The sequence below is a fragment of the Streptococcus sp. 544 genome (genome assembly GCF_013277385.1).
Taxonomy (GTDB): domain Bacteria; phylum Bacillota; class Bacilli; order Lactobacillales; family Streptococcaceae; genus Streptococcus; species Streptococcus mitis_BA.
Genome location: NZ_VMMU01000006.1, coordinates 173,036 through 195,770, shown reverse-complemented (window position 1 = coordinate 195,770; position 22,735 = coordinate 173,036). Strand labels below are relative to the sequence as shown.

The window sequence follows — 22,735 nt, the reverse complement described above, 5'->3', positions numbered from 1 at the left end:
CCTTTATATTCAAAATGACAGTATTTTTTAAATTTTATCAAAAGCAATACCATTCCTTATTTAATGTGTTTTTCTAGTTCTTTTTGATATTTGCTATTGGATTCCAATTTTTCTTTTTGCCATTTTTTAAGAGCTTCGTCATATTCTTTTGTTGTAACAATATCTTTTTGCAATTTCATTCCTTTAAAGATATATGGATCCCCCTTAATACCAACTTGTGAGTATGGTTTTGAGAATGGTACTACGTTACTTACAACTGGAGAACCACCAGATGAGGCTGTTGGCATCAATAATGAACTATCTGTCAACCAAGCTTGAGCTTTGGCATATTTTTCATATCTCTTCTCTAAGTCAGTGGTCTCAGAAACAGCATCTTCTAACAATTTCTTATATTGATCCAAACCAAGTTTAGCGACAACATCCTTATCTTTTCCTTTCGTAATACCAAGGTGTTTCATGGCAGAACCAGATTTTGGATCCATAATATTCAAGTAAGATGCTGGATCTTGATAGCTTGGAGCCCATCCTGTACTGTTCAAATCATAGTCTTTTTGAGAAGGAACACGCGCTTGTGATGTAATCGTTTCTTTTTCATTATCTGTCATTTGAAGTACATCGATGACAACATTTTCAGCACCAAGAGTTGATTCAATAGACTGTTTGAAAGAGTTGCTTTGTTGAACGGCGATAGTATCTGTTTGTTCAACCGGGACATCCAAGTGAATTGGGAAGGTTACCCCTTTAGATTCCAAGTCTTTCTTAGCTTTTTCGAAAGCAGCTTTAGCCTTGTCAGGGTTGTAGATAGAATCCTTACCGTCAACTAGCTCAACACCTTTCCATTGGTCACCATAGTTCACCAACTCTGCTTGGGCGATTTGACCAAAGTTCTTACCACCTGCTTGTACGAAGTTATCTGGAACAAGGCTGTTACGAATAATCTTGTCCGCACCATCTTCACCGTTTAGCTGGGCAGCATACGAATGACGGTTGAAGGCAAAGTTGATAGCCTGACGGAAGTCCTTATTGAGCATCGCTTCTTTTGTAGAAGTCTTTTGCTCTTCGCTTGTTTTCGCAGTTTTATTGTATGACTGACGATTTACGTTAAAGGTGAAGTAATAACTGCTTGAGTCCTGTGGGCTATAAGTGATTTTATCTCCGTATTCTTCCAAAGTTGAAGCAAAGTTTGAGCTGCTTGGGAAGAGACGGGCTGTCGTATAAGCACCAGAGGAGAAGCTACGGATCAAAGACTCCTGATCTGAACCATCGTAGTAGGTCAATTTAATCTTCTCAATTTTAACATTTTCTTTATCCCAGTAATTTGGATTTTTTTCATATTCAATCAACGATTTAGAAGTCAATGTTTTTAAGAAATAAGGACCATTGTAGAGAATACCTGCTGGGCTAACCTCTCCGTAATTCTTTCCTGATGCCTTTAAAAACTCTTCATTTACAGGCAACATCGTTGCTGTAGTCACTTTTGAATTCCAGAAACTTTCTGGCGCATTCAATGTATACTCAACTGTATAGTCATCCAAAGCTTTAACACCAACTGTAGAGAAATCATTGGTTTCACCAGTCATATAGGCGTCCAAGCCTTTGATTGAATTTTGGATGAGAGAGACACCGTCTGACTTACCATCAGCGACGTGTTTTAGTCCTGTCACAAAGTCATGGGCTGTTACTTCTGCGTATTCTTCGCCTTCTGATGTGTACCATTTCACTCCTTTACGAAGTTTATAGGTATAAGTCAATCCATCTTTTGAGACAGACCAATCCTCAGCCAAAGAAGGAATAACATTACCATATTTATCATTTTCCATCAAACCATCAATGACATTCCCGATAATATCTGTTGTGGATGTACGCGTTGCTATACTGTAGTCCAAGGATGCTGGATCCACTGCATATACATAAGAAAATGTTGTCGGAGCATCTGCTTCTTTATCAGCTTTTCCACAGGCTGCTAAAAGAGCTGTTGTGCTTAGGATAAGTCCTGTTGTTAAAATCCACTTTTTTGATTTCATAAAAATCTCCTTTAATATATTTTTAATCTACTTTTACAATCCAACCTTCTGGCGCTGGAATATCACCAAACTGAATTCCTGTCAATTCATCATAGAGTTTACGAGTCACAGGTCCTACTTTTGTTTCACTATAAAATACATGGAAATCATCACCGTGCTGAATACCTCCAATTGGAGAAATAACCGCTGCTGTACCACAGGCACCAGCCTCTACAAAACGGTCAAGGTTATCAATTGGGACATCCCCCTCAATAGGAGTCAAGCCCAAGCGGTGTTCTGCTAAATAAAGTAAGGAATACTTGGTAATAGATGGCAAGATAGATGGACTCAATGGTGTTACAAATTCATTATCAGCTGTAATTCCAAAGAAGTTAGCTGAACCGACTTCTTCAATCTTTGTATGAGTTGAAGGGTCTAGGTAGATAACATCTGAGAAATGACGTGATTTAGCCAATTTCCCTGGCAAGAGACTGGCAGCATAGTTCCCACCAACCTTAGCCGCACCTGTACCATTTGGAGCGGCACGGTCGTATTCATCCTGAATCAAGAAGTTGGTTGGGACCAAACCACCCTTAAAGTAATTTCCAACTGGCATAGCAAAGATGGTGAAAATATACTCTTCTGCTGGTTTTACCCCGATAATATCTCCGACACCAATCAAAAGAGGGCGAAGATAGAGGGTTCCACCTGTTCCGTATGGTGGTACGTATTCTTCATTCGCACGGACAACTGCTTTACAAGCTTCTACAAACATTTCTGTTGGAACTTGTGGCATCAAGAGACGGTCACATGTCCGTTGCAGGCGTTTGGCATTTTCATCAGGACGGAACAGTTGAACACTGCCATCCTTAGTACGATAAGCTTTCAAACCTTCAAATGCTTGTTGACCATAGTGAAGACTTGGAGAAGACTCTGAAATATGCAAAGTTGCATCCTCTGTAAGCTCTCCTTGATTCCATTGTCCATTTTTAAAATGAGCAATATAGCGATAAGGTAATTTCATATAGGAGAAACCAAGGTTTTCCCAATCAATCGTTACTGTCATATTCCACTCCTTATTCTAAAAACCTATTTCTTATATTCTACACTATTTTTCTAAAATAGCAAGTATATTTTGTAATTTTCAGAAAATTTCTTCAATAAAAAGAACCAGCTCTTAGAACTGATTCTTCATTTCACTTATTTAGCTTCAGTAAATACTTCTTTAAGATAAGCATCAAAAACTTCTTCATCAGAAATCGTGTCAGAGATGAAGCTACCGTTACTTGTGCGTTCTGACAAGTTCAAGTCTTGCAATCGGCTTTCATAGATTGTTCCTTTGTTGGATTGAACAAGCAGAGTTTGGTCGTTCTCGTCCACTTCTGTACTAAAGAGGTCACCAACGAAATCTTGTTCTGCAACTGCTCCTGCTAAGAAGACACGATGTGGTTTATTTTTCAACTCACGCAAAACTTGTAAACCACGTTTGGCACGGCTGGTTGCTGGAATTTCGTCAATAGAAACACGTTTCAAACTTCCACGCTGAGTCAAGAGGTAGAAGGACGAGGTATTACAGATAAAGGTCGATTGGAGGACATCATCTTCTTTCAAGTTCATAGCCTTGACCCCTGCCGCCTTGGCACCGACAACTGGAACCTCTTCGATGTTGAAACGAAGGGCATAACCATTTTGGCTAATCAAGACAACATCATCTAGTTTAATCGGAGCCACTGCTACAATCTGGTCTGTATCGTCTTTGAGCTTAGCATACTTAACTGACTTAGACTTGTAGGTCCGCCACGGAGTGAATTCTTTTCGTTCTACACGCTTGATTTGACCGAGACGAGTCGCTGCAAAATAAGTTGTCGCATCATCAAACTGATCCACTACTTCAACATAAAGGATTTCTTCGTTAGTTTCAAAGTTTGTAATGGTCTGGCTCAGATGCTCGCCGATGTCCTTCCAACGAATATCTGCCAATTCATGGATTGGTCGATAAATGACATTTCCAAGGGTCGTGAACATCAAAAGATGCTGGGTGGTCTTGGCAGATTGAACAAAGATTAAACGGTCATCATCACGTTTGCCAATTTCTTCCAGAGTGGAAGCTGCAAAGGAACGTGGGCTGGTACGCTTGATATAACCTGCCTTGGTCACGCTGACGTAGGTATCTTCCTCGGCGATCAGACTAGCTGTATCAATCTCGATTGCTTTCGCAGTGTCTTCTAAAGTACTCAAACGTGGAGTCGCAAATTTCTTCTTGACCTCACGAAGTTCTTTCTTCATGAGATTGTACATGGTCCGTTCATCACCGATAATCGCCGCAAGCATAGCAATCTTTTCACGAAGTTCTGCTTCTTCTTCCTGCAAGACAACTACGTCTGTATTGGTCAAACGGTACAGTTGCAAGGTTACGATAGCCTCAGCCTGCTCTTCTGTAAAGTCATAGCTGACCTCAAGGTTTTCCTTGGCGTCCGCCTTATTCTCAGAAGCGCGGATAAGGGCAATGACTTCGTCCAAAATCGAAATCACGCGAATCAAACCTTCTACGATATGGAGACGTTTCTCTGCCTTTTCCTTGTCAAAGCGTGAACGCGCCAAAATCACTTCACGACGATGTGCGATGTAGCTAGACAAAATTGGAACGATCCCAACCTGACGAGGCGTGAAATTGTCAATCGCCACCATGTTAAAGTTGTAGTTGATTTGCAGGTCGGTGTACTTAAATAGGTAGTTGAGAACAAGCTCCGTATTGGCGTCTTTCTTAAGTTCGATAGCGATACGAAGACCATCACGGTCAGACTCATCACGAACCTCAGCAATACCAGCTACCTTATTATTGACACGAACATCATCGATTTTTTTGACCAGATTAGCCTTGTTGATTTCATAAGGAATCTCAGTAATAACAATTTGTTCCTTACCACCTTTTAGCTTTTCAATTTCAGTCTTGGAACGAACAACCACGCGCCCTTTTCCTGTTTCATAGGCTTTCTTAATTTCATCACGCCCTTGGATGATGGCTCCAGTCGGAAAATCTGGTCCAGGCAAGAATTCCATGAGTTTATCCACCTTGGCTGTCGGGTGGTCAATCATGTAAACCGTCGCATCAATAACCTCAGCTAAATTATGAGGTGGAATGTCTGTGGCATAACCAGCCGAAATACCAGTAGAACCATTGACCAAGAGGTTTGGAAAGGCTGCTGGTAAGACTGTCGGTTCTTTCTCTGTATCATCAAAGTTCCATGCAAAAGGAACAGTCTTTTTATCGATGTCTTGAAGAAGGTAGCCAGCAATTTCAGACAAACGCGCTTCGGTATAACGCATAGCCGCAGGCGGATCCCCGTCCATAGAACCGTTGTTACCATGCATTTCAACTAGAATCTCACGATTTTTCCAGTCCTGAGACATACGAACCATGGCATCATAGATAGAACTATCACCGTGTGGGTGGAAATTCCCCATGATATTCCCGACAGACTTGGCCGACTTACGGTAGCTCTTGTCAAAGGTATTGCCATCCTTATTCATCGAATAAAGAATACGGCGCTGAACCGGCTTCAATCCATCACGAATATCTGGCAAAGCCCGGTCTTGAATAATGTACTTGGAGTAGCGCCCAAAACGCTCTCCCATAATGTCCTCCAGGGACATGTTTTGAATGTTAGACATAATAATTCTCTTTTTAGTGTTTTATTGTAAAGTAAATCTATATTTTATAAATTTAACTGTTTCTTTGTAGGTAGTAAGAAAAGAAGAGCAATCCTACTAATCCTAGAATGAATAAAAGATTAATTTTAATAACAAATAAGCTAAGTAGGGTATTAATTAGGCCGTGAAAAATGGCGCAAAAAAGGACCGACTTAGTCTTTTTGAAAACAGCTGCTAGAAGAATACTGAGATAAATTGCAAATAGACTGAATAATATAAAAGGCATACCACTTTGGGAACTTCCAATCACAAACCATAAAGGTATATGCCATATTGCCCAAATACAACCTGTTATCAAACCGGAAATCCAAAAGGAGAATCTAGTTTCCAAAGTTGGTTGCAAGATGCCTCGCCATCCCAATTCTTCTTCGCCACCATAAACACAGACTGCACTCAAAAAAACAACAAACAAATTTCCTAGTGGAAAAGCCGGATTAAGCTCCGTAGATGAGAAAGCAATGACACCTGTTTGCACGAAAATTAGTAAAAGAAATAACAAAATATATTTCTTTGAGTCCCCTAAGATAAAAGAGACTATGCTTTTAATGGATTTTTGAGGCAAACAAGAAATGGCTGCAATGGTAGGACCGAAACCTCCTAGTAAATGGAGAAAAACTCCTAGTGGACTTGTTAGACTTAAGAGGCTCATTTGCGTCAGAAAAGCGAGCAATCCCCAACCAAATCCCCAAGAAATGAGAAAACTAATCAGTAAAAATTTTGTTATCTTATTATTTTGTAAATGTTTCATTTTTTTCGAGTCTCTCCTCAGCATACTGAATCATCTTCTCAGCTACTTCTTTATCGTAGTCAAAATCCATCTTTTGAGCAAGGGACTGAGCCTCTTGGTGGAAAAGTTGCATCGTAGCAAACAAAGACTGAGTGATTTTGTCACTATTTGAGAAATCAAGTAGACTTGAGAATTCATTCTCTTTCTGAGCAGGCAAATAGTTAAAGATGTACTTATAATTTTTACCGATGTCAACTGCTCCCCTATCACTTGCAACCTGCCAAGCCAAGATCTTCAGGAGTTCTTGTTGGCAAATCCCGTAAAGATGGTCAGTGACATAGAAAACTTGCTTGCGACAGATTCCCTTGACCACATAGGCGGAAACCCACCAAAATTCATTGCAGGCTTTTTCAAAATCTATCTCACTAGCTGGATGCGTCCAGAAACGCTGAGGACTGGGAGAATAAAACTCAAACAAACCCTTAGGATCCTCTAGCACCGTGAAATCCGCTTCGCTTTCTACCCACTCCTGGATATGATCTTTGGGGCAAAGGGTCAAATCAATCCGGTTACCATCTTCAAAGAGCATGAGATAGAGACGACGGTTGCCTAGGATATTATGCTACTCAATGATACGTGTTCCAAACTGGTCCAACCAAGCAAGATTACTCGTCAGATTATCTAAGTCGTCCACGACATATACAACATCATAGTCTTGAAACTCGTCTTTTGGTGCTTTTGTATCGGTTCGCGAACCAGACATGGCGACAGCCTCGACTTTTAGACTTTTTGCGGTTTGTAAAATTAAATCAAACATCTCGGTTTCAGTTCTCATGGGAATACCTGCCTTTTTAGTAAAAACTCTTGATTCTGTATAGGACATGTCTATAAAGCGGACTGTCTGCTGGAACTTTTTCATTATCAAATTCTTTGACAAATTCCATGCCTACCTTTTGCATGACTTTTTGCGAAGGGAGATTGAGTAAGGATGTAAAGGAGTAAACTTCTGACAAGCCAGCTTGCTGGAAAGCGAAGTCTAGACAGGCTTGGGCAACCTCTGTCGCATAACCACTATTCCAAAACTCTTTTCGCAAACGCCAGCCGATTTCTACAGCTTCTTTTCCAGCAAAAATCCGTAAATCCGAATGGTGCAGACCTACCAAGCCGATAAACTCCTGATTGTCTAAGTCACTCAGGGACAAACTTTTTACTTCATTTACTTTTTTCATTTTTCTTTTTGAATATTTTTGTGCCAGTCTCTCCCATGAGACAGGCAAACTGACTTTTTTTCTGTCAGTCACTTTTTTGAAAATAAATCGCTGGCAAGTTTTTAGTCAACAATTTTTAATTTATTTCTTGATTGTGAAAAATGCAGATTATCTGAATAAAATATTCTTTCAATACCTTTATTAGGAGTACTAACTGAATAGTTTAAATAATATAGTTCAGAACGATATTCTTCGTACATCTTTTCTATACTTTTATGAATATCATAAGTTAATATCCATTTTTTATCTTTCATATAATCCTTGATTGTTTTTGATAACCTAGAATGATCATCATGGTTATAAAAATTTGTATATAAACCTGGTCCTTTAGTATAATAAGGTGGATCAAAAAAAGTAAATGAATTTTTTGTTTTAGAAATTGACCTTTTAATAAACTGCTCAGCATCCATATTAAAAAGTTTAATCTGTTTTTTATGCTTAGATATTTCAAGAATTTTGTTTATTATATCTGATTTACTGAATCGACAATCTAGTTTGTATTTTCCATTCTGATTTTTACCACCAATAACCCCAGCTTTTATAATACCAGATCTATTTGTTCTATTAAGAAATAAAGTTGAAAAACCCAGAAGTAGTAAATCAGAAACATTTTTTTTATTATCTTGAATTGATTTCTGAATTTTCCACTCATCTATTGTTATGTCAGTATTTTCTATTTTATCAATCAACTCTTCAGTCAAATAAAGAACAGAGTACCAAAATGCATAGATAGATTTATCATAATCATTTACAATAATCTTTTCTACATCTCCAAGTAGCAAAAGTTTCATAGCAACTCCCGCTCCTCCCATATAAGGCTCAATATAAGTATGGCAATTATTTTCTTTAATCAATTCTTTAACGAATTCATAAACCTGAGTTTTCCCCCCAGGGTATCTTAATGGCGTATAGGTCTTACCTGACATATCATCACCTCATCTCTTATTGATAAAATTATACCCCTTTTTTAAGTAACTTCCAAATTATAATCTAGGAAGTTTAACATTATCAGCTACATAGTTAAACGCTTTTTCAAATTGTACCTGAAATTCTTGAACTTTTTCAGGATTATTTTTTGCCCAATATTTGACTGGATTATTGTTGTACTTCCAATGAACTTTTTCTTTATTAAACCATTTTTTCCACACTTTTCTTTCAGCTATATTCTTAAACTCTCCATTAACTTGTTTATATTCCGATTCATAAGTTCCATTCTTAATTGATTGAATAACTTGGTAAATTGGATTATTCATAAAAACACTATGATTATAATTCTTTGCTATTTTCCAATAATCTGAGTTATTATCATCAAGAATATCAAAAATAAATTCCTCTGGATTACATTGAAGGTCATTAGTAGGCAAAGTAATAAAATTTCTATAATCGTTTATATTTGCTTCAACATCTCCATCTAAGCAAACTATCGAATTCTTAGAAAATTCTGTTACTTTAGATTTATACAAGTGTATATAATTGGTACATGATAAAGTTGTATTTGACATGAAGTGTAATGAATTTTTAATTGAATGGTTATTACTATTCTTCAAAGAATGTATTAAGCCTTCAAAAACATATTGAGCCTCAGCATCTTCAAAATAAATCTTAATACTATCAGTAATTTTCTGTTCATTAGCTTGTGCCAACAACATATTTTTAAAATCAATTAAATATTTCATCTCTGATAACGTAGTTGTTGAATTGTCTTCAGAACTAATATCGGAGGAAAATAGTTTTATATCATGATTAGTACGTTGGTTCGATATTTTCAGTTTTTCACAATGTTCCAATAAAGTCAACGAATGTGAAGTGGCAAAAATTTGCACGTCAAAACTTCTTGCTTTTTGAAAGAGTATATCTAATAATTTATTCTGAGCGGCTGGATATAATGTCGCATCTATTTCATCAATAAGTAATATCCCACCCTTGTAATCATTAGGAAAATCATTTTTTAATTTCTTAAATGAATACAAAGCTAATAAAATTTGCCCAATATTATCTTCCCCTGATGAAATCATTTCAATAGTCATCTCTTCATCAATAAATGATGCTGTTTTCTTATTATTCAGATTTGTTTCAGTTGCAGTAAGATTGTCTGTATATTTTTTTAAAAGTATTGACTGATAAAGATTATGTATTTCTTTCTTATCCTGCGATGATAAATTGATTTGCAAGTCACTCATTTTAGTGGATCTGACTAACGGTGTTAATCTTTCCAGGCCTAAATAAATTACTGGATGGACATAATTGGATGATTTCCCGTCTTTTCTCCTAGTAACTAGACGAGGAAGTTTTTTGTTATGGTTCGTACTCTCAATTTTAAAACTATCTTTATTGCTCAATGTAACTTTAGCATGTTCTATATTTCTAACATCATTTGGAGATAATTTAAAATGCTCTGCAGATGTGGACTCAAAATCATCCCCAAAATAAGTTAGTAATTTTTTATATTGCACAACTTTAGGGTCATTTTCTGAAAGTCTCTTTATATCTTTTTTATTAAGTTTTTTTACATCTCCAGAAATAAAAGGAATAACATTATTGTGATAAGAGAAACCTTGGGCAATCATTCCTAATATAGTTGATTTCCCTGTACCATTCTTCCCTGAAATAATATTTACATATTTTGACGGCTTGAACGATACTTTTTTAATTACTCTAAAATCTTTAATTTCTAATTCTTCAATGTACATTTTATTATTTTTCGATGATACCATTTTTAAAAACTCTTTCTTTTAAATATAATTACACAATATTTTAAAACACCGTCGCTTCTTCCAACGTAAACTTGACATTATCCTCAATCCATTTACGGCGTGGTTCGACCTTGTCGCCCATGAGGACATTGACGCGGCGTTCTGCGCGTGCTAGATCTTCGATAGTGACACGGATAAGGGTACGAGTTTCTGGGTTCATGGTTGTTTCCCAGAGCTGGTCAGCGTTCATCTCTCCAAGCCCCTTGTAGCGTTGGAGTGTTGCGCCTTTACCGAACTGCTTGCGGAGTTCTTCAAGTTCTCCGTCTGTCCATGCGTAGGCCACTTCTTCTTTCTTGCCTTTTCCTTTGGACATCTTGTAAAGAGGCGGAAGGGCAATATAGACATGGCCTGCCTCAACTAACGGACGCATGTAACGGTAGAAAAATGTCAAGAGCAAGGTCTGGATATGGGCACCGTCTGTGTCCGCATCGGTCATGATAATGATCTTGTCATAGTTGGCATCTTCAAGGGAGAAGTCTGCTCCGACACCCGCACCAATAGTATAAATCATGGTATTGATTTCTTCATTTTTGAGGATATCCGCCATCTTGGCCTTGGCTGTATTGATAACCTTACCACGAAGAGGTAGAATAGCCTGGAACTTGCGATCACGGCCTTGTTTAGCAGAACCTCCGGCAGAATCTCCCTCAACTAGATAGAGTTCATTCTTAGCTGGATTCTTAGACTGGGCTGGGGTCAATTTCCCAGACAGCAAGCCCTTATCTTTCTTATTTTTCTTCCCATTTCGGCTCTCATCACGCGCCTTACGTGCTGCTTCACGAGCATCACGAGCCTTGATAGCCTTGCGGATGAGGTTAGAAGCCAGTTCCCCATTTTCCATAAGGAAGAAGGTCAACTTATCCGCCACAATGCCATCCACAACGGGACGAGCAAGAGGGCTTCCTAGCTTGTCCTTGGTCTGACCCTCAAACTGCAAATGTTCTTCAGGGACTAGAATAGAGAGGACAGCCGCTAGCCCCTCACGATAGTCTGATCCTTCAAGGTTTTTATCTTTTTCCTTAAGAAGACCTGTCTTACGCGCGTAGTCGTTCATAACCTTGGTAATGGCAGACTTGAGTCCTGTTTCATGCGTCCCACCGTCCTTGGTGCGAACGTTATTAACAAAGGACAGAATGTTATCTGAAAATCCATCATTGTACTGGAGAGCTACTTCCACTTGGAAACCGTTGTCTTCACCTTCAAAGTAAAGGACTGGCGTCAAGGTTTCCTTGTCTTCGTTCAGATAAGAAACAAAGTCCTGCACCCCGTTCTCATAATGAAACTCAATCGCTTCATCTGTTCGCTTATCTGTCAGAGACAAGGTCACATTTTTCAAGAGAAAGGCTGACTCATTGAGACGTTCTGAAATGGTATTGTACTTGAAGTCTGTCGTAGAAAAGATCGTCGCATCAGGCATGAAGGTAACCTTGGTACCTGTCTTAGACTTAGGCGCTGTACCGATTTTCTTCAAAGTCGTAACAGGTTTGCCACCATTTTCAAAACGTTGCTTGTAAACTGCGCCATCACGGGTGATTTCAACTTCTAGCCAGCTAGAAAGGGCATTAACAACGGAAGAACCCACCCCGTGAAGTCCACCTGATGTCTTGTAGCCACCCTGACCGAATTTTCCTCCGGCATGAAGAATGGTAAAGATAACTTCAACAGTTGGAATCCCCATAGCGTGCATACCTGTCGGCATCCCACGTCCATGGTCTTGCACAGTCAAACTCCCGTCTTTATTGATGGTGACATCAATACGGTCACCAAACCCAGACAAGGCTTCATCGACTGCATTATCAACGATTTCCCAAACTAGGTGATGGAGACCAGCGCCATCGGTCGATCCGATATACATCCCTGGACGTTTACGGACCGCATCCAACCCTTCTAGCACCTGAATGGCATCATCATTATAATTGTTAATATTGATTTCCTTTTTTGACACAAGGAACCTCCTATTCGTTCATCTTTACTATTCTACAGGTTTTCCAAGGATTTTGCAAAATTTTTCTTTCTCCGATGTGACAATTTCAGAAGAGATTCTCTGCCTTTCTTCTCTATTTCATGATATAATAGGAGTATGATTACAATAGTTTTATTAATCCTAGCCTATCTGCTGGGTTCGATTCCGTCTGGTCTCTGGATTGGACAAGTATTTTTTCAAATCAATCTGCGCGAACATGGTTCTGGTAACACTGGAACGACCAATACCTTCCGCATTTTAGGTAAAAAAGCTGGTATGGCAACCTTTGTCATTGACTTTTTCAAAGGAACCCTAGCAACGCTTCTTCCGATTATTTTTCATCTGCAAGGTGTTTCACCTCTTATCTTTGGACTTTTGGCTGTTATTGGTCATACTTTCCCTATCTTTGCAGAATTTAAGGGTGGTAAGGCTGTCGCAACCAGTGCGGGAGTGATTTTCGGATTTGCGCCTGTTTTCTGTCTCTACCTTGCAGTTGTTTTCTTTGGAACCCTCTATCTTGGTAGCATGATTTCACTATCTAGTGTTACAGCATCTATCGCGGCTGTCATCGGAGTTCTACTCTTTCCACTTTTTGGTTTTATCCTGAGCAATTATGATCCTCTCTTCATCGCTATTATCCTAGCACTGGCTAGTTTGATTATCATTCGGCATAAGGATAATATCACACGTATCAAAAATAAAACTGAAAATCTTGTTCCTTGGGGATTAAACTTAACTCATCAAAATTCTAAAAAATAAACGCCAGTTTGAACAGAACTGACGTTTTTTGTATGCTTATTTTGATTTGATATAGTTGATACCATCTGCTTTTGGTGCGACTGCTTTTCCAAAGAAGGCTGCCAAGACAAGAATTGTCAAAACATAAGGTGCGATTTGAAGATAAACCGCAGGCACTCCTTGTAGGAATGGCAATTGAGATCCGATAACAGCCAAACTTTGTGAAAGTCCAAAGAAGAGACTAGATAGCATGGCTCCGATTGGATTCCATTTTCCAAAAATCATCGCAGCAAGGGCGATAAATCCAGGTCCAACAATAGTTGTCACTGAGAAGTTAACTGAGATTGATTGAGCATAAATCGCTCCGCCAATTCCACCTAGGAAACCTGAAATAATAACCCCTAAATATCTCATCTTGTAGACATTGATTCCCAAAGTATCTGCTGCTTGAGGATGTTCACCGACAGAGCGGAGACGAAGACCAAAGCGAGTCTTAAAGAGGATAAACCAAGCAAGGAATGAGAAGGCAATCGCGATATAACCAAGCAGACTAGTTGACTTGAAAAAGATATCACCAATCACTGGGATATTTGCTAAGACTGGGAAATCAAAGCGTCCAAAAGTCTGACTTAGGTTGTCGGTTTGTCCTTTATTATAAAGAACTTTCACCAAGAAAACAGCCAAGGCTGGCGCCATCAAGTTCAATACCGTACCGCTGACAACATGGTCTGCACGGAAATGAACCGTCGCTGCTGCGTGGATGATAGAGAAGAGACCTCCAACCAATCCTGCAACTAGCAAGGATAGCCATGGAGTTGCTGCGCCAAATTGTTCTGCAAATTCAAGGTTAAAGACAACTCCAGAAAAGGCACCCATAACCATAATTCCTTCAAGGCCGACGTTTACCACACCACCACGTTCAGAGAAAACACCACCAATACTTGTAAAGATGAGGGGTGCTGAGTAAATCAGCATAGAAGACACCAAGAGGGTGAGCAAGGTTGTAATAGACATCTTTACTTACCTCCTTTAACTTGTTTTTTCGGTTTGACAAAGCGTTCGATAAGGTAATGAACACTGACAAAGAAGATAATAGACGCTGTTACAATGCTGACAAGCTCAGACGGTACCTGCGCCGCATTCATACCAGGGGCTCCAACTTGGAGAACACCAAATAGGAAGGCTGCAAAGAGAATACCGATTGGTGAGTTGGCTGCAAGCAGACTAACCGCCATCCCGTTAAACCCAACAGCCAATGACGCCCCTTGAACATAGACGTTCTGGAAGGTTCCAAGTCCTTCAACAGCTCCACCAAGACCTGCCAAGGCACCTGAAATAATCATTGATAGGATAATAGTTCGTTTTGCAGAAATACCAGCGTATTCCGATGCGTGTGGATTAAGACCAACCGCACGAATTTCAAAACCAAGAGTTGTTTTCTTGAGCATGAACCAAATAACTGCAACGGCAATAATGGCAAAGAAAATACCAATATTCATCCGTGAGTTACCAGTCAACTCAGCCAACCAAGGTGTCTGATAGGTTGCATTAGCCCCAACACGAATGGTCGAATCTGTACTTTGCATGAAGTCTTTAGGGAAAGCATGGATAAAGGCATTTCCTACATACAAAACGATGTAGTTCATCATGATAGTTACGATAACCTCTGACGTCCCTAGATAGGCTCTAAGAATACCCGGAATCGCGCCGACAATTCCTCCCGCAATCAAGGCAATCACGATGGTTGCTAGAATCATCAAGGGACGTGGCATATCTGGATGCGACAGGGCAAACCAACCACTAAGAATCCAACCTGCCAAAGCCTGACCAGGAAGACCGACGTTAAAGAAACCTGCTCGACTAGCGACGGCAAAGCCAAGACCAATTAAGACCAAAGGCCCCATGGCACGGAAGATTTCCCCAATCCCACGTAAACTACCAAAGGCTGTATAGAACAATTCTTCGTAGCCCCAAATAGCATCATAACCAAAGATCCACATGACAATGGCTCCAAGTAAAATTCCTAGGAAGACAGAAATCAAGGGAACCGAAATTTGTTGTAATTTTTTAGACATCACTCTTCTCCTTTCCCAAGTTTCCACCAGCCATCAAGACACCAAGTTCTTGTTTATTGGTTGTTTCTGGTGATACAATACCTTGAATCTTCCCATCGTGGATAACGGCAATACGGTCTGAGACGTTTAAAATCTCATCCAATTCAAAGCTGACAACAAGAACAGCCTTCCCATTATCACGCTCTTCAATCAAGCGCTTGTGGATATATTCAATGGCACCGACATCCAAACCACGAGTTGGTTGGCTGACGATAAGGAGATCAGGATCACGATCAATTTCACGAGCAATAATTGCTTTTTGTTGATTTCCTCCTGAGAGTGCAGCTGCAGGAACAAATTCGCTGGCAGCACGAACATCAAACTCCTCCATTAGCTTTTTAGCATAAGAAGTAATATTTGAATAGTTCAAAATTCCATTTTTACTATGTGGTTCTTTATAGTAAGTTTGAAGGGCAATATTTTCAGAAATCATCATTTCCAAAATCAAACCATCACGGTGACGGTCTTCTGGAACGTGACCAACACTCAACTCTGTAATCTGACGTGGGTGCAAGCCCACAATTGAATCTCCTTTTAGCTCAATGCTACCAGATTCAACCTTGCGAAGACCTGTAATGGCTTGAATCAGTTCAGACTGACCATTCCCATCAATCCCCGCAATACCAACAATCTCTCCAGCACGAACATCTAAGGACAGATTTTTAACAGCTGGAACACCGCGGTTTTCATTGACCACCAAGTCTTTAATAGACAAGATCACTTCTTTTGGTTGAGAGACTTGCTTCTCTGTTTTAAAGGAAACAGAACGTCCAACCATCATTTCTGCCAAATCAGCATTAGTAGCCCCTGCAATTTTGACGGTTTCAATTGATTTCCCACGACGGATAACTGTAACGCGGTCAGAAACTGCGCGAATCTCGTCCAACTTGTGAGTAATCAAGATAATTGATTTTCCTTCTTTGACAAGATTTTTCATAATAGCCATCAACTCCTCAATTTCTGATGGAGTCAAAACAGCCGTTGGTTCGTCAAAAATAAGAATATCAGCTCCCCGATAAAGGGTTTTTAAAATTTCTACACGTTGTTGGGCTCCAACTGAGATGTCTGCAACCTTGGCAGAAGGGTCCACAGCTAAGCCATAACGTTCAGAAAGAGCCTTGATTTCTTTGCTAGCTCCAGCGATATCTAGCACACCATTTTTAGTCAATTCACTTCCTAAAATAATGTTTTCAGCCACCGTGAAAGCCTCTACCAACATAAAGTGCTGGTGAACCATTCCGATTCCCAAGCCAGCTGCTTTAGATGGGGAGTCGAGGTTGACAACTTGACCGTTGACCGCGATTTCACCACTAGTTGGTTCAAGAAGTCCTGCTAACATGTTCATGAGCGTGGACTTACCAGCCCCATTTTCTCCTAAAAGTGCATGAATTTCACCCTTTCGTAGGTGCAGGTTGATTTTGTCGTTGGCAACAAATTCACCAAACACCTTGGTAATATCACGCATCTCTATGACATTTTCGTGTGCCATGTGCTCTTCCTTTCAGAGTCTTATTTTATTTCAATAAAACTTGCTAGTTTGTCTAGTAGCAAGCTTTACTGAGACAAAATGACTTTGTCTCAACTCTTAAAAAGCGGCCGATGGCCGCTTCCTAAGAAATAACTTCCATCCATTATTTTGCAGGAACTTTTACGCTTCCATCAAGGATTTTAGCTTTAGCATCTTCGACAGCTTTTTTACCTTCTTCTGAAAGGTTAGTTGTTACCAAGTCAACCCCTTTATCTTTCAATGAGTAAACGATCACTTGACCGCCAGGGAATTCACCTTTTTCTGCCTTGTTAGAAATATCTTTTACAGTTGTACCAACTTGTTTCAAAGTAGATGCAAGAACAAAGTTTGATTCTTTGCCATCTTTAGAAGTGTATTTACCTTCTGCTTCTTGGTCACGGTCAACACCGATAACCCAAACTTTTTCATTTTCAGGACGGCTTTCGTTGAGTGATTTTGCTTCTGCAAAGACACCAGCACCTGTACCACCAGCTACTTGGTAAACAATATCTGCACCGGCTGCGTATTGTGCAGCTGCAATTGTTTTACCTTTAGCAGCATCACCAAATGAACCAGCGTAGTCAACTTGGACTTTGATAGATGGGTCTACTGACGCAACACCAGCCTTGAATCCTGCTTCAAAACGAGAGATAACTTCTGACTCCTGCCCACCTACAAAACCAACTTGTTTTGTCTTAGTTGTTTTTGCTGCAGCTACACCTGCAAGGTAACCTGACTCATTATCAGCGAAAGTTACGCTCGCAACATTCTTTTGATCTTTAATCACATCATCAATCAAGACATAGTTCAAATCAGTGTGCTCTGCTGCTGCATCTTTAACTGCATTGTGAAGGGCAAAACCAACACCGAAGATTAGGTTGTAACTTCCAGCCGCTTGTTGCAAGTTGTTAGCGTAGTCAGCTTCACTTGTTGATTGGAAGTAAGTGAAACCGTTATCTTTTGAAAGATTGTGTTCTTTACCCCAAGCCTGCAAACCTTCCCAAGCTGATTGGTTGAATGATTTGTCATCAACACCACCAGTATCAGTGACGATTGCTGCTTTTGTCTTCACATCAGAAGATGAATCTGCCTTACGAGAAGAGCGGTTACCACATGCAGCAAGTCCAACTGCTGCCACTGCTACTAGGCCAAGACCTAGCCATTGTTTCTTGTTCATTACTGAACCTCCTAAATAAGATGTGCAACGATGTTGCAAGTATGGATTGGTTGGCCACAAGGACCGTGCCACTCAAAGAGCGACTCAGACTAGTTTAAGTCTGTAAAAGAATATGGAAGTAATTCCCCGACCGTCATCTCGACCGTCGATTTATCTTTTGCGACTAAGGTCACTTTTAGATCTTGTTCAAAAAATTCGACCATTACTTGGCGACAAGCACCACATGGTGAAATTGGTTTTTCAGTTTGACCATAAACAATCAGCTCTGAAAACTCTCTTTGCCCTTCAGATACAGCCTTAAAAATGGCTGTTCTCTCACCGCAATTGGTCAAAGGATAGCTAGCATTTTCGATATTCACTCCCGTGTAAACACTTCCGTCTTTTGCCACTAAAACTGCTCCGATAGGAAAGTGAGAATAGGGGACATAGGCACGTTTGCTGGTTTCAATTGCCAGTTCAATCAACTCAGTAGTCGCCATCTGCCAATTCTCCTTTTAGAATTGCTACTCCAGCTGACGTTCCGATACGGGTCGCCCCTGCTTCCACAAAGGCAAGAGCATCTGCATAAGAACGAGCTCCACCAGCAGCCTTGACACCCATATCAGGCCCAACTGTTTCACGCATCAATTGAACATCTGCTATCGTAGCGCCACCAGTTGAAAAGCCAGTAGATGTTTTAACAAAATCAGCTCCTGCTTTTTGGGCTAATTGACAAGCCACAACTTTTTCTTGATCTGTCAGAAGGCAAGCTTCAATAATGACTTTCACTAACTTGTCACCACTTGCTTCCACGACTGCGCGAATATCTGACTCTACCAAGGCTAAATTGCCTGATTTGAGAGCCCCAACATTGATTACCATGTCAATCTCATCAGCCCCATTTTGGATAGCTTCTTTTGTCTCAAAAGCTTTCACAGTTGAAGTTGTTGCTCCCAAGGGGAAACCTACTACTGTGCAGACCTTGACATCTGTGCCTTCAAGCCCTTTTTTGGCATGTTCAACCCAGGTCGGATTAACGCAAACACTGGCAAAATCATACTCCCTAGCCTCAGACAACAAACAATCAATTTGATTTTCTGTTGCATCTTGTTTTAAAAGCGTATGATCGATATATTTATTTAATTTCATATTCGGATTCTCCTGCGGTTTATGAGATAATTTCTATAATTTCTCGTAAACTTTGCACCCTATCATTTATTTTAACATATTTTTGAAAATCTGTAACTAGCTGAGGAGAAATTTTTCCATTTGTGTATACTTTTGCAACAATTTCTCCCTTTTGAACGGAATCTCCAACTTTCTTTTCAAAAACAATTCCTGTCTCATAGTCCAAGGCATCAGACTTGACTGCACGACCAGCTCCCAGTCTCATAGCATAAAGCCCAAATTCCATAGCCGGAAGAGCAGAAATGACACCCGTTTCCTGAGCAGGGATTTCCACCACATGGGCAACATTGACTGGGCGATAGAGGTCCTCCAAGTCTCCACCTTGGGCTTGGACCATCTCCTCAAACTTAGCCAGTGCTTGACCATTTTCAAGATGTTGGCGAACTTCTTCAACTGTCTTGTTTACATTTGCCAGGCCAAGCATAATTTGAGCCAATTCACAGATAAAGTGGGTAATATCCTGACGGCCTTGACCTTGCAAAATCTCCAATGCTTCAAGGATTTCCAGACGATTTCCAATCGCTCGTCCCAAGGGCTGGCTCATATCCGTAATGACTGCTACCGTTTTTCTACCAACTGCCTTACCAAGTTCCACCATGGTTTGAGCCAATTCACGCGCCTCATCAACCGTTTTCATGAAGGCACCCTCACCGACAGTTACGTCTAGCAAAATAGCATCCGCTCCTGCCGCGATTTTCTTGCTCATCACCGAACTCGCAATCAAAGGAATCGTGTCGACAGTTGCGGTCACATCACGGAGAGCGTAGAGAAGTTTATCTGCTTTAACCAGCTGGTCTGATTGCCCAATGACAGATACACCAATATCCTGAACCTGACGAATAAAATCCTCTTGACTGCGCTCGACTTGATAGCCTTTAATGGACTCCAATTTATCAATTGTCCCACCAGTATGGCCGAGACCACGACCACTCATTTTTGCGACTGGAACTCCAAAACTCGCTACTAAAGGAGCTAAAATCAAGGTCACCTTATCACCAACACCACCAGTAGAATGCTTGTCAACCTTAACCCCATCAATAGCAGATAAATCAAACTCTTGCCCTGTCTGAACCATATTCATGGTCAAATCAGATATTTCTCGAGTCGTCATTCCTTTGAAATAGATAGCCATAGCAAAGGCAGACATCTGATAATCAGGAACAGTTCCTGACACATAGCCTTCTACCAGCCATTCAATTTCACTCGAAGTCAGTTCTTGACCATCTCGTTTCTTTTGGATTAAATCAACTGCTCTCATTCTTTCACACTTCTAAGGATATAGTATCCCTTGTCTTTTTTTAGGATTTCACAATTGCCAAACACATCTTCCATCTTAGACTTAGCACTTGGAGCCCCTTGTTTTTTCTGGATGACGATGGTCAAATCTCCACCAATTTCCAAGAAATCTTTACTTTTCTCGATGATTTCATGAACGACTTTTTTTCCAGCACGAATAGGGGGATTGGAAATGATATGGTCAAAATGTCCTTCAACTTGTTCATAGATGTTGGACTGGAAAATCGTCGCTTCTACTTTATTTCGTTCAGCATTTCTCTTAGCCAAATCCAAGGCACGATTATTGATATCGACCATGGTCGCCTGAACGCCGTAAGCCTTGACTAAGAACAAACCTAATGGACCATAACCACAGCCGACATCTAGGACTGTCTCTCCTTGGTTGACCTCAAGACACTTGAGCAAGAGTTGACTTCCGAAGTCAACCATCTTCTTGCTAAAAACACCTGCATCCGTCAGAAAGGTCATTTTTTCTCCCAACAAGTCCACTCTCAACTCATGAATGTCGTGAGCAGCGTCAGGATTCTCTGCATAATACATTTTACTCATGAAACTATTTTACCATAATTTGACTTAAATTGTAAATCGTTTACATATCCAGAATGAGACAAAAAGATTGAAGGAAGTTGCTTTACAATAGCTCCCCTTCAATCTCTTTCAACCTTTATAAGCAAATAGTATTTCATCTAGGACTACAGCTATCATTGCCATGATAAAACAACAAATTTATTGTCTATAATCAAGCGCATTTTTATTACTATTGCTTAACCTTCAGATACTTAATTATCAACAAAATTCCCAACAAAATATTTAGATAAAAGCCCAACTGATACGTTTTTGTCAGGATTTCCAAACTTGTCCAAAGCCGTACCAAATCTTCTAGCGACATGCGGAAGAAATAACCCTCTGTAGCAATCCACAAAATCAAAAATAGATAACTTCCAGCAGCAAGCCATTTCGTCCACCGTTTTTTTAGTAGGCAAGCAATCAAGAGCGAACAGATAAATACAGCTGTTACAATAGCATGTTCCATCAAAAAAGTAAAACCGTAATAGATTTCCACAAAGCGTCTGCCATTATCCGCATTCGCCCCTTTTATAAAAGGTAGTGCAAAACTTAAAATAAAACAAAGTTCCAATATGTAACGTTTTAAGATTTTCATAGTACACCTCCTATAAGTTGTGAATCCCAAAGTCCCCTTTATTAGCTTATAAGTCAGGAGAAAGTAGCTCCTACTTCATCAATAAATTGGTCAACCTCTATCTACCTCTATTATACGATATTGGCTTACTATCATCAAGAAACCGCTTTATTTTTTTAACTTTTTATGATATGATAAACAAAATATCTAGGGGAAAACAAATGACCAACGAATTTTTACATTTTGAAAAAATTAGCCGCCGGACTTGGCAATCTTTACATCGAAAGACCACACCCCCTTTGACAGAAGAGGAATTGGAATCTATCAAGAGTTTTAATGATCAGATTAGCTTGCAGGATGTTACTGATGTCTATCTTCCCTTAGCCCATCTCATCCAGATTTACAAGCGTACCAAGGATGATTTGGCCTTTTCAAAAGGAATTTTCCTCCAACGTGAAAGTAAATCTCAACCTTTTATTATTGGGGTTTCTGGGAGTGTTGCCGTTGGAAAATCCACAACTAGTCGCCTACTGCAAATCCTACTATCCCGTACGCTTACAGATGCTAGGGTTGAATTGGTAACAACTGACGGCTTTCTCTATCCCAACCAAACCTTGATTGAGCAGGGGATTCTAAATCGTAAGGGATTTCCTGAAAGTTATGATATGGAAGCTCTTCTCAACTTCTTGGACCGCATCAAAAATGGACAAGATGTGGATATTCCTGTCTATTCTCATGAAGTCTACGACATCGTACCCGAAGAGAAACAAAGTGTCAAAGCTGCTGATTTTGTAATTGTTGAGGGAATCAATGTCTTTCAAAATCCACAAAACGATCGTCTCTATATCACTGACTTCTTCGACTTTTCCATCTATGTTGATGCTGGAGTGGATGATATTGAGAGTTGGTATCTGGACCGTTTCTTGAAAATGCTGAGCCTAGCCCAAAATGACCCTAATAGCTACTATTATCGTTTTACACAAATGCCGATTGGGGAAGTGGAGTCCTTTGCCCATCAGGTCTGGACCAGTATCAATCTCACAAATCTACAAAATTATATTGAACCAACTAGAAATCGTGCAGAAGTGATTCTTCATAAAACAAAGAACCATGAAATCGATGAAATTTACTTAAAAAAATAATTTTCCCTTGTCAAAACGTAAGTTTTCA

Annotated in this window: 19 protein-coding genes and 1 pseudogene; 2 read left to right on the top strand and 18 right to left on the bottom strand. The window is 39.9% G+C overall.

The window, feature by feature from the left end; translation table 11 throughout:
* Positions 1-56: 56 nt before the first annotated feature.
* The 9 genes and pseudogenes from HT728_RS03660 to parE all read right to left on the bottom strand — a co-directional run bounded on the left by HT728_RS03660 (position 57) and on the right by parE (position 12,407).
* Entirely contained in the window at positions 57-2,024 is a 1,968-nt protein-coding gene (locus HT728_RS03660; protein WP_173217567.1) for a peptide ABC transporter substrate-binding protein, read from the bottom strand.
* Between the two features lie 22 nt (positions 2,025-2,046).
* Entirely contained in the window at positions 2,047-3,069 is a 1,023-nt protein-coding gene (locus HT728_RS03655) for a branched-chain amino acid aminotransferase (protein ID WP_173233839.1), read from the bottom strand.
* Positions 3,070-3,203: 134 nt separating this feature from the next.
* Positions 3,204-5,675 carry a DNA topoisomerase IV subunit A gene (gene parC, locus HT728_RS03650; RefSeq protein ID WP_173233837.1) on the bottom strand — a complete coding sequence of 824 codons (2,472 nt, stop codon included), beginning with the start codon at positions 5,673-5,675 and terminating at the stop codon, positions 3,204-3,206.
* Positions 5,676-5,727: 52 nt separating this feature from the next.
* Positions 5,728-6,462, bottom strand: coding sequence for a type II CAAX endopeptidase family protein (locus tag HT728_RS03645; RefSeq protein ID WP_173233835.1), 735 nt, complete (start codon positions 6,460-6,462; stop codon positions 5,728-5,730).
* Positions 6,443-7,276, bottom strand: a pseudogene (locus tag HT728_RS03640) (aminoglycoside 6-adenylyltransferase). Before HT728_RS03640 ends, HT728_RS03645 begins: the two are co-directional and overlap by 20 nt.
* A 16-nt stretch (positions 7,277-7,292) precedes the next feature.
* The gene (locus HT728_RS03635) at positions 7,293-7,742 is read right to left on the bottom strand and encodes a GNAT family N-acetyltransferase (protein WP_049477639.1); all 450 of its coding nucleotides are present in this window, start codon (positions 7,740-7,742) and stop codon (positions 7,293-7,295) included.
* 29 nt (positions 7,743-7,771) lie between these two features.
* Positions 7,772-8,635, bottom strand: coding sequence for a DNA adenine methylase (locus HT728_RS03630; protein ID WP_172934308.1), 864 nt, complete (start codon positions 8,633-8,635; stop codon positions 7,772-7,774).
* 57 nt (positions 8,636-8,692) lie between these two features.
* Positions 8,693-10,423: an AAA family ATPase gene (locus HT728_RS03625; RefSeq protein WP_240153427.1), complete on the bottom strand. Its 1,731-nt coding sequence runs from the start codon at positions 10,421-10,423 to the stop codon at positions 8,693-8,695.
* A 40-nt stretch (positions 10,424-10,463) separates the two neighbouring features.
* A complete protein-coding gene (gene parE / locus HT728_RS03620; RefSeq protein WP_054392735.1) occupies positions 10,464-12,407 on the bottom strand; it encodes a DNA topoisomerase IV subunit B in 1,944 nt (647 codons plus the stop codon).
* Positions 12,408-12,542: 135 nt separating this feature from the next.
* On the opposite strand from parE, the gene plsY reads away from it, so the two are divergent.
* On the top strand, positions 12,543-13,184 hold the full coding sequence (gene plsY / locus HT728_RS03615; RefSeq protein WP_173233833.1) for a glycerol-3-phosphate 1-O-acyltransferase PlsY: 642 nt from the start codon (positions 12,543-12,545) through the stop codon (positions 13,182-13,184).
* 36 nt (positions 13,185-13,220) lie between these two features.
* Here the strand turns inward: plsY and HT728_RS03610 are convergent, their stop codons facing one another.
* The 9 genes from HT728_RS03610 to HT728_RS03570 all read right to left on the bottom strand — a co-directional run bounded on the left by HT728_RS03610 (position 13,221) and on the right by HT728_RS03570 (position 21,586).
* Positions 13,221-14,177 (bottom strand): ABC transporter permease, encoded by a 957-nt coding sequence (locus tag HT728_RS03610; protein WP_000029122.1) that lies wholly within the window; start codon positions 14,175-14,177, stop codon positions 13,221-13,223.
* Between the two features lie 2 nt (positions 14,178-14,179).
* Positions 14,180-15,238, bottom strand: a complete 1,059-nt coding sequence (locus HT728_RS03605; RefSeq protein WP_023942990.1) for an ABC transporter permease — start codon at positions 15,236-15,238, stop codon at positions 14,180-14,182.
* Positions 15,231-16,766 (bottom strand): ABC transporter ATP-binding protein, encoded by a 1,536-nt coding sequence (locus HT728_RS03600; RefSeq protein ID WP_173233831.1) that lies wholly within the window; start codon positions 16,764-16,766, stop codon positions 15,231-15,233. Before HT728_RS03600 ends, HT728_RS03605 begins: the two co-directional genes overlap by 8 nt.
* A gap of 142 nt (positions 16,767-16,908) precedes the next feature.
* The gene (locus tag HT728_RS03595) at positions 16,909-17,961 is read right to left on the bottom strand and encodes a BMP family protein (RefSeq protein WP_049543026.1); all 1,053 of its coding nucleotides are present in this window, start codon (positions 17,959-17,961) and stop codon (positions 16,909-16,911) included.
* Between the two features lie 89 nt (positions 17,962-18,050).
* Entirely contained in the window at positions 18,051-18,440 is a 390-nt protein-coding gene (locus HT728_RS03590) for a cytidine deaminase (RefSeq protein WP_112443532.1), read from the bottom strand.
* Entirely contained in the window at positions 18,427-19,089 is a 663-nt protein-coding gene (deoC, locus tag HT728_RS03585; RefSeq protein ID WP_112443531.1) for a deoxyribose-phosphate aldolase, read from the bottom strand. The genes HT728_RS03590 and deoC overlap by 14 nt, the downstream gene beginning before the upstream one ends.
* 19 nt (positions 19,090-19,108) lie before the next feature.
* The gene (locus HT728_RS03580) at positions 19,109-20,386 is read right to left on the bottom strand and encodes a pyrimidine-nucleoside phosphorylase (protein WP_173233829.1); all 1,278 of its coding nucleotides are present in this window, start codon (positions 20,384-20,386) and stop codon (positions 19,109-19,111) included.
* A complete protein-coding gene (locus HT728_RS03575) occupies positions 20,383-20,973 on the bottom strand; it encodes a class I SAM-dependent methyltransferase (protein WP_345890027.1) in 591 nt (196 codons plus the stop codon). The genes HT728_RS03580 and HT728_RS03575 overlap by 4 nt, the downstream gene beginning before the upstream one ends.
* A gap of 208 nt (positions 20,974-21,181) precedes the next feature.
* Positions 21,182-21,586 carry a hypothetical protein gene (locus HT728_RS03570; protein WP_173233827.1) on the bottom strand — a complete coding sequence of 135 codons (405 nt, stop codon included), beginning with the start codon at positions 21,584-21,586 and terminating at the stop codon, positions 21,182-21,184.
* 200 nt (positions 21,587-21,786) lie between these two features.
* Here HT728_RS03570 and coaA point away from each other — a divergent pair, with 200 nt between their 5' ends.
* Positions 21,787-22,707 (top strand): type I pantothenate kinase, encoded by a 921-nt coding sequence (gene coaA, locus HT728_RS03565; RefSeq protein WP_173233825.1) that lies wholly within the window; start codon positions 21,787-21,789, stop codon positions 22,705-22,707.
* The last annotated feature ends 28 nt before the right edge of the window (positions 22,708-22,735 follow it).